Source organism: Streptomyces sp. NPDC006872 (assembly GCF_040635845.1).
Taxonomy (GTDB): domain Bacteria; phylum Actinomycetota; class Actinomycetes; order Streptomycetales; family Streptomycetaceae; genus Streptomyces.
In genome coordinates this window covers 596,264-610,522 of record NZ_JBEYIL010000003.1, presented here as the reverse complement: position 1 = coordinate 610,522, position 14,259 = coordinate 596,264, and the positions used below count along the sequence as shown (strand labels likewise).

Here is a 14,259-nt window from a genome sequence, read left to right as displayed (position 1 = left end):
GGGGCAGGGGCAGGGGCAGGGGCGCTACAGCGTCTTGCCGGTCGCCGGGCCCACGATCAGGCCCTCCCCGAAGGCGTCCACGCGGACCGTGTCGCCGTCCTTCACCTCGCCCGCCAGGATCTCCTTGGCCAGCCGGTCGCCGATGGCCGTCTGGACCAGGCGGCGCAGCGGTCGGGCGCCGTACGCCGGGTCGTTGCCCTCTTCGGCGAGCCAGGCCAGGGCCGCGTCGGTGACCTCCAGGGTGAGGCGGCGCTCGGCGAGCCGCTTGGCGAGGCGGTCGATCTGGAGGCGGGCGATCCGGCCGAGCTCCTCCTTGTTCAGGGCCGAGAAGACGACCAGGTCGTCGAGCCGGTTGAGGAACTCCGGCTTGAAGGACGCCCTCACCACCTCCAGGACCCGCTGCTTCTTCTCCGCCTCGGTGGGCACCGGGTCGACCAGGTACTGGCTGCCCAGGTTGGAGGTCAGCACCAGGATCGCGTTGCGGAAGTCGACCGTGCGACCCTGGCCGTCGGTGAGCCGGCCGTCGTCCAGGACCTGGAGCAGGACGTCGAAGACCTCCGGGTGCGCCTTCTCCACCTCGTCCAGCAGGACCACGGAGTACGGGCGCCTGCGGACCGCCTCGGTGAGCTGGCCGCCCTCCTCGTAGCCGATGTAGCCGGGGGGCGCGCCGACCAGGCGGGCGACGCTGTGCTTCTCGCCGTACTCCGACATGTCGATGCGGATCATGGCCCGCTCGTCGTCGAAGAGGAAGTCGGCGAGGGCCTTGGCCAGCTCGGTCTTGCCCACGCCCGTCGGGCCGAGGAAGAGGAAGGAGCCGGTGGGGCGGTCGGGGTCGGAGATGCCGGCGCGGGAGCGGCGCACGGCGTCCGAGACGGCCCGGACGGCTTCGCTCTGGCCGATCAGCCGGCGGCCCAGTTCGTCCTCCATGCGCAGCAGCTTCTGCGTCTCGCCCTCCAGCAGGCGGCCGGCCGGGATGCCGGTCCAGGAGGCGACGACGTCGGCGATGTCGTCCGAGCCGACCTCCTCCTTGACCATGGTGTCGCCGGCGGCCTCCTCCTCGGCCTCGGAGGCCTCCTCCAGGTCGCGTTCCACGGCCGGGATCTCGCCGTAGAGCAGCTTGCTGGCGCTGTCGAAGTCGCCGTCGCGCTGGGCGCGCTCGGCCTGGCCGCGCAGTTCGTCGAGCTTCTCCTTGAGCTCGCCGACCCGGTTGAGGGACTGCTTCTCCTTCTCCCAGCGGGCGTTGAGGCCGCGCAGCTCCTCCTCCTTGTCGGCGAGGTCGCGGCGCAGCTTCTCCAGGCGCTCGCGGGAGGCGGCGTCGGTCTCCTTGCTGAGGGCCAGCTCCTCCATCTTCAGCCGGTCGACGGACCGCTGGAGCTCGTCGATCTCGACCGGGGACGAGTCGATCTCCATGCGGAGGCGGGAGGCCGCCTCGTCGACGAGGTCGATGGCCTTGTCGGGCAGGAAGCGGGAGGTGATGTACCGGTCGGAGAGGGTCGCGGCGGCGACCAGGGCCGCGTCGGCGATCTGGACCTTGTGGTGGGCCTCGTAGCGGCCCTTCAGACCGCGCAGGATCGCGATGGAGTCCTCGACCGTCGGCTCGGCCACCAGCACCTGCTGGAAGCGGCGCTCCAGCGCCGGGTCCTTCTCGATCCGCTCCCGGTACTCGTCGAGCGTGGTCGCGCCGACCATGCGCAGCTCGCCGCGCGCGAGCATCGGCTTGAGCATGTTGCCGGCGTCCATCGCGGAGTCGCCGCCGGCGCCCGCGCCGACGACCGTGTGCAGCTCGTCGATGAAGGTGATGATCTGCCCGTCGGAGTCCTTGATCTCGGCCAGGACGGTCTTCAGCCGCTCCTCGAACTCACCGCGGTACTTGGCGCCGGCGACCATCGCGCCCAGGTCGAGCGCGACGAGCCGCTTGTTCTTGAGGGACTCGGGCACATCGCCCTTGACGATCCGCTGCGCGAGCCCCTCGACGACGGCGGTCTTGCCGACGCCGGGCTCGCCGATGAGGACGGGGTTGTTCTTCGTACGGCGGGAGAGGACCTGCACGACCCGCCGGATCTCCTGGTCCCGCCCGATGACCGGGTCGAGCTTGCCCTCGCGGGCGGCGGCGGTGAAGTCGGTGCCGAACTTCTCCAGGGCCTTGTACTGCCCCTCGGGGTCGGCGCTGGTCACCCGGCGCGCGCCGCGGGCCTTCTGAAAGGCCTCCTGGAGCTTCCTGGCGGTGGCCCCCTGCTGGGTGAGCACCTCACCGGCGGGTCCCCCCTTGGCGGCGATGCCGAGGAGCAGATGCTCGGTCGACAGGTATTCGTCCCCCAGCTCGCGGGCGCGGCTCTGCGCGTCGGCGACGACGGCCAGCAGCTCGCGGTTGGGCTGCGGGGGCGCGACGGTGGACCCGGTCACGCTGGGCAGCGAGCCGAGCACCTTCTCGGCCCCGGCCCGCACGGCGGCCTGGTCGGCGTCGACGGCGGCCAGAAGGTCGACGATGTTCTCGTTGTCCTGTCCCTGGAGCAGCGCGAGCAGCAGGTGGGCAGGGGTGAGGTCGGCGTGTCCCTGGGACACGGCTCTGCTGCTGGCCGCGTTGATCGCGTCCCGGCTCCGGTTGGTCAGCTCGGCGTCCACGTTCGCTGTTCTCCTCCTTGCGTCAGCGCTCTCCCGTACTGCTTCAGTACTGACTCAGTCAGCGTACACAAAGTTGAGTCTATTCCGCTCAAGGTTCGCGAAGATCGTTCAGCGACGTGCGCCGGGCGTCCGGGAAGGGCTAGGTTCCGAAGCATGGCCGCACACCCGCAGGACCCGGGCGCCCCGGACGATCCGTATCTCAGCTTCTGGCGCGAACGACATCTGTGCACGCTGACCACACCACGCCCGGACGGCAGTCCGCACGTGGTTCCGGTCGGAGTGACATACGACCCCGAGAGCCGCCTCGCTCGGGTCATCGCCCTCAAGACCAGCACGAAGGTCGGCAACGTCCTGGCGGCGGGCCCGGCCGGCGCGCGGGTCGCGGTGTGCCAGGTGGACGGGGGGCGCTGGGCGACGCTGGAGGGCCGGGCACGCGTGCGTACGGAACCGGACCGGGTCGCGGACGCGGAGCGCCGGTACGCGCAGCGCTACGGGCGCACCCCGAGCCCCAACCCCGCGCGCGTGGTGATCGAGATCGAACTGACGCGGGCGATGGGGCGCGGGTGACGCGGGCGGTGGGAGGCGGGTGACGCGGGCGGTGGGAGGCGGGCGAGAAGGGCGGCGTGACCGGATCCGTCCCCGTCGTTTTCCGGCCAAGGCTCAACCGGGCGCATAGCGGGAAATGTCCCCGGAAACTGCAGCGGCGTCACCGTGTTCAGGTCACGGTGACGCCGCTGCGGGGGGAAGTACCTGAGCGATCTGTTACGACGGGGGAATCGCGTCAGGCACTGCGGGGGGTGGCTGAGATGGTCTTCAGGGGCGGGGCCTCGGGCTCGACGAGCCTGTGGTCCCGCTGGTCCAGGTTCACAAAGATCATTCCGTATCGAATGGCACACCGCACGGGCTGCGGCGCTCCCCGGGGCTTGCGCAGGCACCGGTACGCCCGTACGTCCTCGTCCTCGTCGCGCGTCACGACCACCGGCTCGCCGAACACGGTCACCATCAACGAGTCACCACTGTGGGGGATGGCGGTGACCAGGTCGATGAAGTGCCAGCCGGAGCGGTAGGCCGTGGCCATTTCGCGGCGGAAGGAGCGGTCGTCGGGTGGCGTGGTCATGACTCGGCGGCCCACGTACTGTCGCCGTCGCCCACGGGAGCGACCCAGGTGCTGTCGCCCAGCGCGTCGGACGCCGTCACGACCCACGTGCTGTCCGTGGGAGTGGACCACGTGCTGTCGAGCGCCGAGACGGTCCCGGTACCCGGGCTCCACGTACTGTCTCGCGCCGTGTCACCCGTCGTCCCCGTCAGGCCGCTCAGCGCCGCGAAGGCCAGGGCGGCGGAGAAGGCGGCGGCAAGCGCCGAGCGAAGCATTCTCTTATGCATAGTCGGCTTCGTCCTCATTTGAAGGTCACCTCTCCCCCGTCGACTACGACGATGGCCCATTCGGGCACGTCATGGCCACACAATCGATGCATCATGTTCCTGCACGTTCAGGACCCTGGGGGGTGGAGATTTGACGAAAAATGAGACAAAGCAGACACATCCTCATGCGTCGACTGAGCTGTGCGAGGAAGGTCGCCGTCTCTATGGGAACGCTCTTCGGACGGGACGCATCGCCCGTGCGGACGTGGAGCCTGCTCCGTGTTTGATGGAGTTCGCCCTGCTTCATGCCGACCCGGACGACGCGAACTGGCTGCGCCCGGTGCCCCCGTCGATCGCGCTGTCCCAGCTGCTCAACCCGATCGAACGCGAGATAACCCAGCGCAGACGGCTGTCGGTGGAGCTCGCCGACGCTTTCGAGCCGTTCATGACCCTCAGCGCCCAGCCGACGCCGACGACCCACTCGATCACGGTGCTGGAGGGCATCGACCGGATCAACGCGGCGCTCGATCTGGCCACGTCCCAGTGCCAGACCGAGATGCTCACCGTCCAGCCGAGCCGCCGCCGCCTGGAGCACACCCTCGTCCAAGGGCTCGAACGCGACCGGCCGCTGATCGAACGCGGCTGCCGCATCCGGACCCTCTACCAGCACACGGCCCGCTACAGCCCCGAGACCATCGCCTACGTCTCCCAGTTCACCGACGGCAAGGTGGAGTACCGCACCATCGACGAACTCGTGGAGCGGCTGATCATCTGCGACGAGACCGTGGCCTTCATCCCCACCCGCGACGACGGCCAGGTCGCCCTCGAACTCCGGCACCCGGGGCTCGTCCGCTACCTCATCAAGGTCTTCGAGTTCATGTGGGGCCGCGCGGTCCCGCTCGCCACCGGCGCCCCCTACGAGACCGCGCCCGACGGCATCACGGACATCCAGCACTCCATCGCCAAGCTCCTCGTCGAGGGGCACGTCGACGAGGCGATAGCCCGCCGGCTGGGCATGAACGTACGCACCTGCAGAGCCCACATCGCCAAACTCGCCACCGCCCTGGGCAGTGGCAGCCGCGCCCAACTCGGCTTCCTGATAGCCCAGTCGGGGATCCTCAAACAGGAGCCCTGAGCGCGGCCTTCCGCACGTCCTCGAAGATCCGCACATCGCGAAGGGGAGGGAGAACCGCAGTGAACGCGCCGCCGCACCCCCACCACGGCGTGGAGAACCTCTGCCCCGCGGGCACGAGACTCTATGAGCAGGCCCTGCGCTTCGGACGCGTCAAGACCGAGGAAGCCGAGGCGACGGCCCCGTGCCTGCTCGCCCTGGGCCTCGTGCACCCGGCGGTGGACGACGCGGCCCAGCTCGAACCCGTCGCCCCGGCCCTCGCCCTGCACCGGCTGCTGCGCGCCTCGGGCACCCGCATCGCCGAGGAACGGCGGCGCGAGGAGCGACTGACGACGCTGTTCGAACCCCTCATGCGGATCACCGGCGGCCGCACCGCCCCCACGGACCCCGCCTCCCTGCGGCTCCTCAGCGGCACCGACCGGATCAACGAGGCCATCACCGAGGCGACGGCCGAGGCGACGAGCGAAGTCCTCTGCGTCCAGCCCCACATGCACTACAACGGGCCGCGCGGCGAGACGGCCCAGGGCGTCGCCATGGCCCGCGACCAGGCCCTGCTCGACCGGGGCTGCCGCATCCGCACCCTCTACCAGCACACCCAGCGCCATATGCCGCTAGTCCTGGCCCGCTACGAGCAGCTCCGGGGCGACGCGGAGGCTCGCACCCTGGACGAGGTCACCGACCGCCTCATCGTCATCGACGGCACGGTCGCCTTCATCCCCGCCGGCGAGGACGGCCGGCTCGCCCTGGAGGTGCGCCACCCCGCCCTGCTGACCTACTTCACGACCACCTTCGACCGGCTCTGGCGGCTGGCCACGCCGATGTACCCGCAAGCGGTCCAGCGGCTGTCCCGGGACGGCGTCACGCCCCGCCAGCAGGCCATCGCCGCCCTGCTCGTCGAGGGCTGCACCGACGCCGTCATCGCCGACCGCCTCGGCATGAACATCCGCACCGCGCGCGTGCACATCGCCAAACTCGCCACCACCCTCGGCAGCGAGAGCCGCGCCCAACTCGGCTACCTCATCGGGCAGTCGGGGATCCTTGACCGGGAACAGCACCAGGGACAGCACCGGGAACAGCGCCGGGCGCGGGGTCAGGAGCCTGAGCAGGGGCCGGGTCCGGGGTCAGGTCCGGGTCCGGGGCCGGAGCCGGCACGCTGACGGGCGCGGCCGCCGGGTCCGCCGTCTGCGCCTCCGCCTCCCCCGACGGGCGGTCGAGGCCGACCTGGGCTATCCGCACCCCCAGCTGGGTCCGGCTGGCCGCGCCCAGGGTCTCCGAGAGGCGGGCGATGTGCGCCCGGCAGGTGCGGACGCTGATGCCCAGGCGCTCGGCGATCACCGCGTCCTGGTGGCCCTCCGCCAGCAGGGCGGCGATGGACTGCTCGCGGTGCGAGATGCCCTCGATCCGGGTGTCGGGGAGCGGCGCGGTGAGCGGGACCGCCAGCCGCCACAGCCGTTCGAAGACCGTCACCAGATAGGAGACCAGGGCCGGGTGGCGCAGCTCCAAAGCCATCGTGCGGTCCGCGTTCGCCGGGATGAAGGCGACCGTGCGGTCGAAGAGGATCAGCCGGTCGATGACCTCGTCCAGGGTGCGGGCCTCCACCGCGTCGCCCATCAGCTCCAGATAGTTGAGCAGCCCCTGGCCGTGCCGGGCGACATGGTTGTAGAGGTCCCGCATGCGCACGCCCCGGCCGCGCAGCTCGAGCGCGCGGTGCAGGCCCTCCGACAGCTCGTGCTCACGCCGGATGCCGCCTGGCTGCACGGTGAGGACCTCGGTCATACACGCCTCGGTCGCCGCGTCCAGGGCGGCCTGGATGCGGGAGGGGCCGTCCAGGACCCGGATCGCCGCGCCCTCACCGGCGGTCGCGGCCCGGGCCGGACCGCCCAGTCCCGCGTACCACTCGAAGGCGGCGACCGCCGAGCCCATCCGCCGCCGGCTCGCGCTCACCTCGTCGTAGAGGCCGCGCAGCAGCCGGGTCATGACCTCCTGCGGGGAGGTCGGCACCAGCCAGTCCATGTCGTCGGGGTCAGGGTGCAGCAGCGCCAGTTCCAGCAGGCACGGGACCGGCTCGGCGTCGGTCCGCGCCACCCGACCGCGCCGCACGGCCCGGGAATACACGCGATCCCCGGCCTCGCACAGTCGGTCGGCACCGTGTGGATGGTCCTCCGTCCCGTGCCCGGCCATCGTCCATCCCACCCCCGCCGTACGCCTGTTCCGGAGCGCAACTATGCGCGGCCGAGAGCGGCTCCGCAACACGGCTCCTCCGGCCAACGCCGAAGAAAACCACCCGTCTGGGTGAGTTTCTACCGGCCTCCTCCCCTCGCACTGCAACAAGCTGACGGTGGTGCAGGGCGTGCACGGCGGTGCATCGTTGAGTCCGGGGCTTCCCCCCGGGTGCTCCCCACTCGGGGGAAAGCAGAACCAACCCGGCCGGACCACGGGGGAGTCCGGCCGGGCCAGGGGTTTCTCCGGCGCACACCCCGTGCACCGTCCCACGCGTGCACCATCCCGCCCGGCCGCGCAGCCGCACCGGGCCCACATACCCGCACCCCCTCACACCCCCTCGCACACGCGTGCACTTCCGGAAATGCCCGAGTGATCGCCGCGTTACCTGCCGCACTTACCGTCGGGCCATGGCGGACATATTTGACGCGTACGCGTTGGCCGACGCGTGGGACGAGATGTTCGAGCGGCCGGGTGAGGTCAGGACCGCCTACGAGCCGGTGCTGGCGGCACTTCAGCCGATCGAACCAGGTGAACTGCGCTTCAGGGCCGATCAGATGGCCCGCGCCTTCACCGACCGTGGCGTGACCTACGCCTTCGCGGGCGAGGAGCGGCCCTGGCCGCTGGACCTCGTGCCCAGGATCCTCGACGCACTGGAATGGGATTTCATACAACGCGGCGTCGGTCAGCGGGTCAGGGCCCTGGAGGCCTACCTCGCCGACGCCTACGGGCCCTGCCGCGCCTTCGAGGACGGGGTCGTCCCCTGGCGGCTGCTGCTGGGCTCCCCGCACTTCCACCGCGCGGCCCACGGGGTCGAACCGCCCGGCGGGGTGCGCATCCACGTCGCCGGCATCGACCTCGTCCGGGACGAGGCCGGGGACTTCCGGGTGCTGGAGGACAACGTGCGGGTACCCAGCGGGGTGTCGTACGTCATCGAGAACAGACGGGCCATGACCCGGGTGTTCCCCTCCCTCTTCGACGGACAGCACGTCGTCCCGGTGGACGGCTACCCGGCGCGGCTGCTGGCCGCCCTGCGCGCCGCCGCGCCCGCGGGGACCGCCGACCCCCGGGTGGTCGTCCTCACCCCCGGACCCAGCAACGCCGCGTACTTCGAGCACGCCCTGCTGGCCCGGCTGATGGGCGTGCAGCTGGTCGAGGGGCACGACCTCGTGGTCCGCAACCACCGGGTGTGGATGCGGACCACCAAGGGCGAGGTGCCGGTCCATGTCGTCTACCGGCGGCTCGACGACGACTTCCTCGATCCGCTCCACTTCCGGCCCGACTCGGTGATCGGCTGCCCGGGGATCATGACCGCGGCCGTGGCCGGAAAGGTCACCCTCGCCAACGCCGTCGGCAACGGCATCGCCGACGACAAGCTCCTCTACACGTACGTCCCGGACCTGATCCGGTACTACCTCGGCGAAGAACCGATTCTCCCCAACGTCGAGTCGTACCGCCCGGACGAGCCCGGACAACTCGACGCCGTCCTCGACCAGCTGGACCGGCTGGTCATCAAGCCCGTCGACGGCGCGGGCGGACAGGGCATCGTGATCGGCCCGAAGGCCGACGCCAAGACCCTGGAGAAGACGCGCAAGGCCGTCGCCGCCGACCCGCGCGGGTTCATCGCCCAGCGGCCCGTCGCCCTGTCCACCTCGCCCACCCTCACCGGCGAACGCATGGCGCCGCGCCACATAGACCTGCGGCCGTTCGCCGTGAACGACGGCAACGAGGTCTGGGTGCTGCCCGGCGGACTGACGCGCGTGGCGCTCCAGGAGGGCAACCTGATCGTCAACTCCAGCCAGGGCGGCGGCTCCAAGGACACCTGGGTGCTCGCCGAGGGCCCGGTCGAGGGCCCCTCCCGCACCGCCGACGACGGCCCGCTGCCGTCCGTCGTCCCCCGCCAGCTCGGCCCCGACCAGACCCCCGTCGGAGCACAGGAAGGGGCGCAGCAGCAGTGAACGACGTGATCCTCTCCCGCATCGCCGAGGCACTGACCTGGACCGGCCGCTACGTCGAACGGGCCGACGCCACCGCGCGCATCCTCGACGCCTACCTCCACCGCATGCTGGAGGACCCCTGGCGCGACGAGGACGTGGCCTGCCGGTCGCTGTACGCGATCCTCGGCGTCGACGCGGGCGGCCCCGCCGTGGACATGCAGCAGGTCCTCGACCAGCTCGCCTTCGACGCCCGCTCCACCTGTTCCATCGAGGGCGCGCTCGGCGCGGCCCGGCTCAACGCCCGCAGCGCCCGGGAGGCCGTCTCCTCCGCGATGTGGGAGTGCCTCAACGCCACCTGGCACGCCCTCGCCGACCAGCGGCGCGCGGCCCGCCGTACCGGCCCCTACGGCTATCTGGAGCTCGTGCGCAGCCGCGCGGCCCTGTTCTTCGGCCTCGCCGACTCCACCATGAGCCGCGACGACAGCTGGCGGTTCGTCGTGCTGGGCCGCAGCCTGGAGCGCGTGGACATGACCGTACGGCTGCTGTCGGTGCGGGTGCTGGACGCCGCGCACGCGCCCGACTGGCCGACCCTGCTGAGCGCGTCCGGCGCCGACGAGGCGTACGCGCGCGTGTACGGCGGTTTCGGCGACACTCCGCGGGTGGCCGAATTCCTCCTCCTGGACCGGGACTTCCCGCGCTCCGCCCTGCACGCCCTGACGACGGCCGAGGAGTGCCTGACCGCGCTCGGCCGGCCCCGTCACGACCCGGCGCGCCGCCCCATCGGCCGGCTGCGCACCCGCCTCGAATACCTCGACTCGCACGCCCTGGAAGAACAACTCCCCCTGCTGCTCCGTGACCTGCAGACGGCCTGCATGGCCTCGGCGGAGGCGGTCGCGGAACGGTTCTTCCCGTACCAGGGGCCCGTCGTGTGGGCCCAGGAAGGAGCGTGAGCACGATGACCACCGCGGCTGCCACCCGCCGGCTGCGCATCCGGCACACGACCCGTGTCGCCTACGCGCAGGCCGCCGTCCTCTCGCACAACGAGGTCCGGATGACCCCGCTCACCCTGCCGGGCCAGACGACGCTGGACTCCCGGGTCACCATCCGCCCGGCGGCCTCCACCTGGTCGTACTGGGACTACTGGGGAACCCAGGTCACGGCCTTCGAGCTGATGGACCCGCACGCGGACCTCACCATCACGGCGTCCAGCCTGGTGGAGACGGCCCCGCCGGACACCCTGCCGCCGGCCCCCGCCTGGGCCGAGATCGCCGAACGCGTCGCCGGCTCCCGCCTGTTGGAGTTCGCGGGCCCCACGGTCCGTACGACGGTCCCGCCGAAGCTGGTGAAGAAGGCGCGGAAGGCGGCCGCGGGCCTGGACCCGCACGGGACGGCCGTGGCCGTGTCCGCGCTGGTCGCCGACCGGGTGACCTACCTCCCCGGCGCCACCGGCGTGAACACCTCGGCCGCCGAGGCCTGGGAGCAGGGCGCCGGCGTCTGCCAGGACATCGCCCACCTCACGATCGCCCTGCTGCGCGGCCTGGGCCTGCCCACGCGCTACGTCTCCGGGTATCTCCACCCCGAGCGCGACGCGGAACTGCACCGCCCGGTGGCCGGACAGAGCCACGCCTGGGTCGAGTACTGGGCGGGCGACTGGCACGGCTACGACCCCACGAACCGGACCCGGGCCGACGAGTCCCACGTCGTGGTCGGCCGGGGCCGCGACTACGACGACGTCACGCCGCACAAGGGGATCTACCGGGGCGTCGCCGGCGGACCGCCGGAGGTGACCGTGGAGTTCACCAGAGTGGGCTGACCGGGAGCCCGCACCAGGGACTGTCCGTGATGCAAAAGCCCCGCTCGGCGCAGTGCGCGCCGGGCGGGGCTTTCGCATCGGTTTCGACTACTTCAGGTCCATGGCGTCGCAGAGGGACTTGTACTTGGCGGTGCAGATGTCGGCGACGGTGTAGATGCCGTCGGCGACGACGGTCTGCTTGATGTTCTTCTTCGTCAGCGCGACCACGGTCACCAGCTTGGCCGGAATGTCCTTGTTGGTCGGGCTGTCGACCCGGTCACGGGTGAGGGCGTCGAACTGGATGTTGCGGCCCTGGACCTTGGCGACGGCCGCCTCGGCGGCGGCCTCGGCCTCGCCCGGGTACGGCTTGTAGACGCTCATGTACTGCTCGCCGCTGATGATCCGCTGCACGGCCGGCAGCTCCGCGTCCTGACCGGTGATCGGGGGCAGGTCGCTGTCGCTGACGCCCGCCGCCTTCAGGGCCTTGATGATGCCGCCGGCCATGGCGTCGTTGGCGGAGTAGACGCCGGCGATGTTGCTCTTGCCGATCGCGTCGATCGCCTTCGTCATGCTGGCCTCGGCGATCTCCGGGCTCCACTTGTCGGTGTCGTACGTCTTCGCGATCGTGACCCGGCCGTTGAGCTCGTTGAGCGCGCCCTCCTTGAACTGCCCGGCGTTCGGGTCGGTGGGCGAGCCGTTCACCATGACGATCTTGTCGCTGAGCTGGGCGTTGCCGATGGCCTCCACCAGCGTGCGGCCCTGCACCTCGCCGACCAGCTCGTTGTCGAAGGAGACGTACGCGTCGATCGGGCCCTCGGCGAGACGGTCGTAGGCGATGACCGGAATGCCCGCTTCCTTCGCCTTCTTCACCATGGCGGCGATGTTGTGCGAGTCGACGGCGTCCAGCAGGATGACGTCGACCTTCTTGTCGATCATCTGCTGCATCTGGTTGTTCTGCGTCTTGGCGGACGCGGCGGCGTTCGCGTACTCCGTCTTGCCCTTGTTCTGCGTGAGCTCGGCGACCTTCTTCTTGATGATGGGGTAGTCGAACTCCGCGTACCGGGTGTTCGTCTCCTCCGGCATCAGGACGCCCACGGTGATGTCGTTGCTCCGGGTCGGTGTCGCACTGCTGGCGTTCTCCGAGGCCCCCAGCCCGCATCCGGCGAGCGAGAGGGACATCGTGGAGGCGATGACCACAGCTATGGCGATACGACGCATTCGGGGGCTCACTTCAGGTGCGTTCGGGGCGGTGCGGACATGGGTGCGACATGGTGACCCACGTGTCTGAAAGACAACGCGGCGCTTACCGCCGGCGTCAAGCAAAACCACTTAACGAAGTAGCAACATCACACTCCGCTTAGCGGGCGTGGGATGCGTGAAGACCAGGCGGAGACGGCGCGGAGGCGACGCACAGACACTGAAAAGACCGTACAACCAACGCCGTTATTCGCGAGTCATGATCACGCCAGGCTTCTTCCGACCAGAGGAACCCATGAACTCGGCCAGAATCGCGACAGCCGTCGCCCTCGCCACGACCGGCGGCCTCCTCACCGCCGTCGCCGCGCCTGCCGCCTCGGCCGCGACGACCTGCGCCTCCCCGGTCTACAAACGCCAGATCTTCGCCAACACCGCCTTGTCCGGCACCGCGAAGCAGACCGGCTGCGACGCGGCGATCGCCGAGAACTGGGGCGCCGGCTCCCCCGCCTCCGGCGTCCCGTCGAACAACTTCTCCGTCCGCTGGACGGTGACGAGGGACTTCGGCTCGGGCGGCCCCTTCGCGTTCTCGGCGTCGGCCCAGGACGGGCTGCGGGTGTACGTCGACGGCGTCCGCAAGGTGAACCTCTGGAAGAACGTCTCGACGACGCTGAGCAGGACCGTCGACCTGACCGTCCCGGCCGGCAGGCACACCCTGCGGATCGACTACGCGAACTGGACGGGGAAGGCCAACGTCAAGTTCACGTACGCGCCGAGGACTTCGGCGAGCGTGGACACGGTGAAGCCGCTGGCGCCGACGGGGTTCGCGGTCGCCTACGACAAGGCGTCCGGCAAAGCCAGGCTCACCTGGGCGAAGAACAAGGAGATGGACCTCGCCGGATACCGGGTCTACCGCAACAACGACCTCGGGGGCTTCACAGCCCGGTCCTCGACCGCCTCCACCTCCTATGTCGACACCCCGCCGACCGATGGCGACACCGTCGTCTACGAGATCCGGGCCTACGACAAGGCAGGCCGCGAGTCGAAGGGCAGCGCCCTGAGATTCGTCACCACCGTCGACAGAGTCGCGCCGGCCGTACCCACCGGGGTCCTGGGCACCTACCACCAGCAGGGTGCGTTCATCGACTGGCCGCACGTCGTGGGCGCGGCTTCGTACCGGGTGTACCGAGCCACGGAGCCGAACGGAGTCTTCACCTTCGTGGGCCCCGGCTACGGGTCGCAGTACACGGACACGACGATCGCCGAGCGGGCCGTCTTCTACTACCGCGTGTCGGCGGTGGACGCGGCGGGCAACGAGTCCAAGCAGTCCGTCGCGGTCAAGGCCTGGCGCGGGGACAGCACCCCGCCGCCCGCCCTGACCGGACTGACCGCCACCCCCACCGCGTACGGCTTCCGGCTCACCTGGGACCGCAGCACGGCGACCGACGTCAAGTACTACAGGGTCTACCAGGGCGAACTGCAGGGCGACGGGGAGAACGGGGTCTGCTCCTCCTCCTACCAGGGGATCGCCTTCGTGGACGACCCCGACGCCACCTCCTACGTGCATGTCACCGTCCCGGACGGCGGGCAGACCTGCCTGTTCGTGTCCGCCGTGGACGACTACGGCAACTCCGTCGTCACCTCGACCGGGAAGGCCGACTTCCTGCGGGCGACCGAACTCGACATGACGCCGAGCGTCCCGACGCCCGAGGGCTCCCCGCTGAAGCTGGAAGCGGCGTGGGCGCCTTACGGCGTCGTCCTGCTGGACTGGACCGGCCTCGACGAGTCCGCACCCGAGGCTGCGGGCGGCTACCGCGTCTACCGCTGGAACCCGGCGACGTCCCACTACGAGAAGCTCGCCGACCGCGCGAGCGACGACCCCTGGTTCGACGACGTGGACGCACCGCGCGGCACCGCCCTCCACTACTGGGTGACCGCCGTGGCCGCGGACGGCTCCGAGTCGCTCCCGGCGGGCGGGACCACGGTCACCGAGCCGTAGG

The 14,259-nt window shown here is 70.7% G+C and carries 11 protein-coding genes and 1 pseudogene; 7 read left to right on the top strand and 5 right to left on the bottom strand.

Annotated features, from left to right (window positions below; genetic code table 11):
- Window positions 1–24: 24 nt before the first annotated feature.
- On the bottom strand, window positions 25–2,622 hold the full coding sequence (gene clpB / locus ABZ725_RS11755; protein WP_358802504.1) for an ATP-dependent chaperone ClpB: 2,598 nt from the start codon (window positions 2,620–2,622) through the stop codon (window positions 25–27).
- Between the two features lie 153 nt (window positions 2,623–2,775).
- Between clpB and ABZ725_RS11750 the strand changes: the two genes are divergently transcribed.
- A complete protein-coding gene (locus tag ABZ725_RS11750) occupies window positions 2,776–3,189 on the top strand; it encodes a TIGR03618 family F420-dependent PPOX class oxidoreductase (protein WP_358802503.1) in 414 nt (137 codons plus the stop codon).
- A gap of 214 nt (window positions 3,190–3,403) precedes the next feature.
- Here the strand turns inward: ABZ725_RS11750 and ABZ725_RS11745 are convergent, their stop codons facing one another.
- Both ABZ725_RS11745 and ABZ725_RS11740 read right to left on the bottom strand, forming a co-directional pair.
- Window positions 3,404–3,739, bottom strand: a complete 336-nt coding sequence (locus ABZ725_RS11745; protein ID WP_069768324.1) for a hypothetical protein — start codon at window positions 3,737–3,739, stop codon at window positions 3,404–3,406.
- Complete coding sequence (locus tag ABZ725_RS11740; protein WP_358802502.1) at window positions 3,736–3,993, bottom strand: hypothetical protein; 258 nt, start codon at window positions 3,991–3,993, stop codon at window positions 3,736–3,738. The genes ABZ725_RS11745 and ABZ725_RS11740 overlap by 4 nt, the downstream gene beginning before the upstream one ends.
- Before the next feature lie 142 nt (window positions 3,994–4,135).
- On the opposite strand from ABZ725_RS11740, the gene ABZ725_RS11735 reads away from it, so the two are divergent.
- Together ABZ725_RS11735 and ABZ725_RS11730 are read left to right on the top strand one after the other, a co-directional pair.
- Window positions 4,136–5,119: a helix-turn-helix transcriptional regulator gene (locus ABZ725_RS11735; protein WP_358802501.1), complete on the top strand. Its 984-nt coding sequence runs from the start codon at window positions 4,136–4,138 to the stop codon at window positions 5,117–5,119.
- A gap of 59 nt (window positions 5,120–5,178) precedes the next feature.
- A pseudogene (locus ABZ725_RS11730) lies at window positions 5,179–6,165 on the top strand (helix-turn-helix transcriptional regulator); the annotation flags it as partial.
- Here the strand turns inward: ABZ725_RS11730 and ABZ725_RS11725 are convergent.
- Window positions 6,134–7,297, bottom strand: coding sequence for a LuxR C-terminal-related transcriptional regulator (locus ABZ725_RS11725; protein WP_358802500.1), 1,164 nt, complete (start codon window positions 7,295–7,297; stop codon window positions 6,134–6,136). The pseudogene ABZ725_RS11730 and the gene ABZ725_RS11725 overlap by 32 nt on opposite strands.
- 449 nt (window positions 7,298–7,746) lie before the next feature.
- Between ABZ725_RS11725 and ABZ725_RS11720 the strand changes: the two genes are divergently transcribed.
- The 3 genes from ABZ725_RS11720 to ABZ725_RS11710 are packed head-to-tail and all read left to right on the top strand — an operon-like array spanning window position 7,747 to window position 11,086.
- Complete coding sequence (locus ABZ725_RS11720) at window positions 7,747–9,294, top strand: circularly permuted type 2 ATP-grasp protein (RefSeq protein ID WP_358802499.1); 1,548 nt, start codon at window positions 7,747–7,749, stop codon at window positions 9,292–9,294.
- Window positions 9,291–10,223: an alpha-E domain-containing protein gene (locus tag ABZ725_RS11715; RefSeq protein ID WP_351919046.1), complete on the top strand. Its 933-nt coding sequence runs from the start codon at window positions 9,291–9,293 to the stop codon at window positions 10,221–10,223. Before ABZ725_RS11720 ends, ABZ725_RS11715 begins: the two co-directional genes overlap by 4 nt.
- A gap of 5 nt (window positions 10,224–10,228) precedes the next feature.
- The gene (locus ABZ725_RS11710; protein WP_351919044.1) at window positions 10,229–11,086 is read left to right on the top strand and encodes a transglutaminase family protein; all 858 of its coding nucleotides are present in this window, start codon (window positions 10,229–10,231) and stop codon (window positions 11,084–11,086) included.
- Window positions 11,087–11,173: 87 nt separating this feature from the next.
- Here ABZ725_RS11710 and ABZ725_RS11705 read toward each other — a convergent pair whose 3' ends face one another.
- A complete protein-coding gene (locus tag ABZ725_RS11705; RefSeq protein ID WP_358802498.1) occupies window positions 11,174–12,283 on the bottom strand; it encodes a substrate-binding domain-containing protein in 1,110 nt (369 codons plus the stop codon).
- Between the two features lie 274 nt (window positions 12,284–12,557).
- Here ABZ725_RS11705 and ABZ725_RS11700 point away from each other — a divergent pair, with 274 nt between their 5' ends.
- Window positions 12,558–14,258, top strand: a complete 1,701-nt coding sequence (locus ABZ725_RS11700; RefSeq protein ID WP_358802497.1) for a PA14 domain-containing protein — start codon at window positions 12,558–12,560, stop codon at window positions 14,256–14,258.
- Window position 14,259 lies beyond the last annotated feature (1 nt).

What these genes read in the sequence shown, in the direction of transcription:
- ABZ725_RS11750 (WP_358802503.1), top strand. Translation starts at nt 2,776, where the DNA reads ATGGCCGCACACCCGCAGGACCCGGGCGCCCCGGACGATCCGTATCTC.
- ABZ725_RS11745 (WP_069768324.1), bottom strand. Translation starts at nt 3,739, where the DNA reads ATGACCACGCCACCCGACGACCGCTCCTTCCGCCGCGAAATGGCCACG.
- ABZ725_RS11740 (WP_358802502.1), bottom strand. Translation starts at nt 3,993, where the DNA reads ATGCTTCGCTCGGCGCTTGCCGCCGCCTTCTCCGCCGCCCTGGCCTTC.
- ABZ725_RS11725 (WP_358802500.1), bottom strand. Translation starts at nt 7,297, where the DNA reads ATGGCCGGGCACGGGACGGAGGACCATCCACACGGTGCCGACCGACTG.
- ABZ725_RS11720 (WP_358802499.1), top strand. Translation starts at nt 7,747, where the DNA reads ATGGCGGACATATTTGACGCGTACGCGTTGGCCGACGCGTGGGACGAG.
- ABZ725_RS11710 (WP_351919044.1), top strand. Translation starts at nt 10,229, where the DNA reads ATGACCACCGCGGCTGCCACCCGCCGGCTGCGCATCCGGCACACGACC.
- ABZ725_RS11705 (WP_358802498.1), bottom strand. Translation starts at nt 12,283, where the DNA reads ATGCGTCGTATCGCCATAGCTGTGGTCATCGCCTCCACGATGTCCCTC.
- ABZ725_RS11700 (WP_358802497.1), top strand. Translation starts at nt 12,558, where the DNA reads ATGAACTCGGCCAGAATCGCGACAGCCGTCGCCCTCGCCACGACCGGC.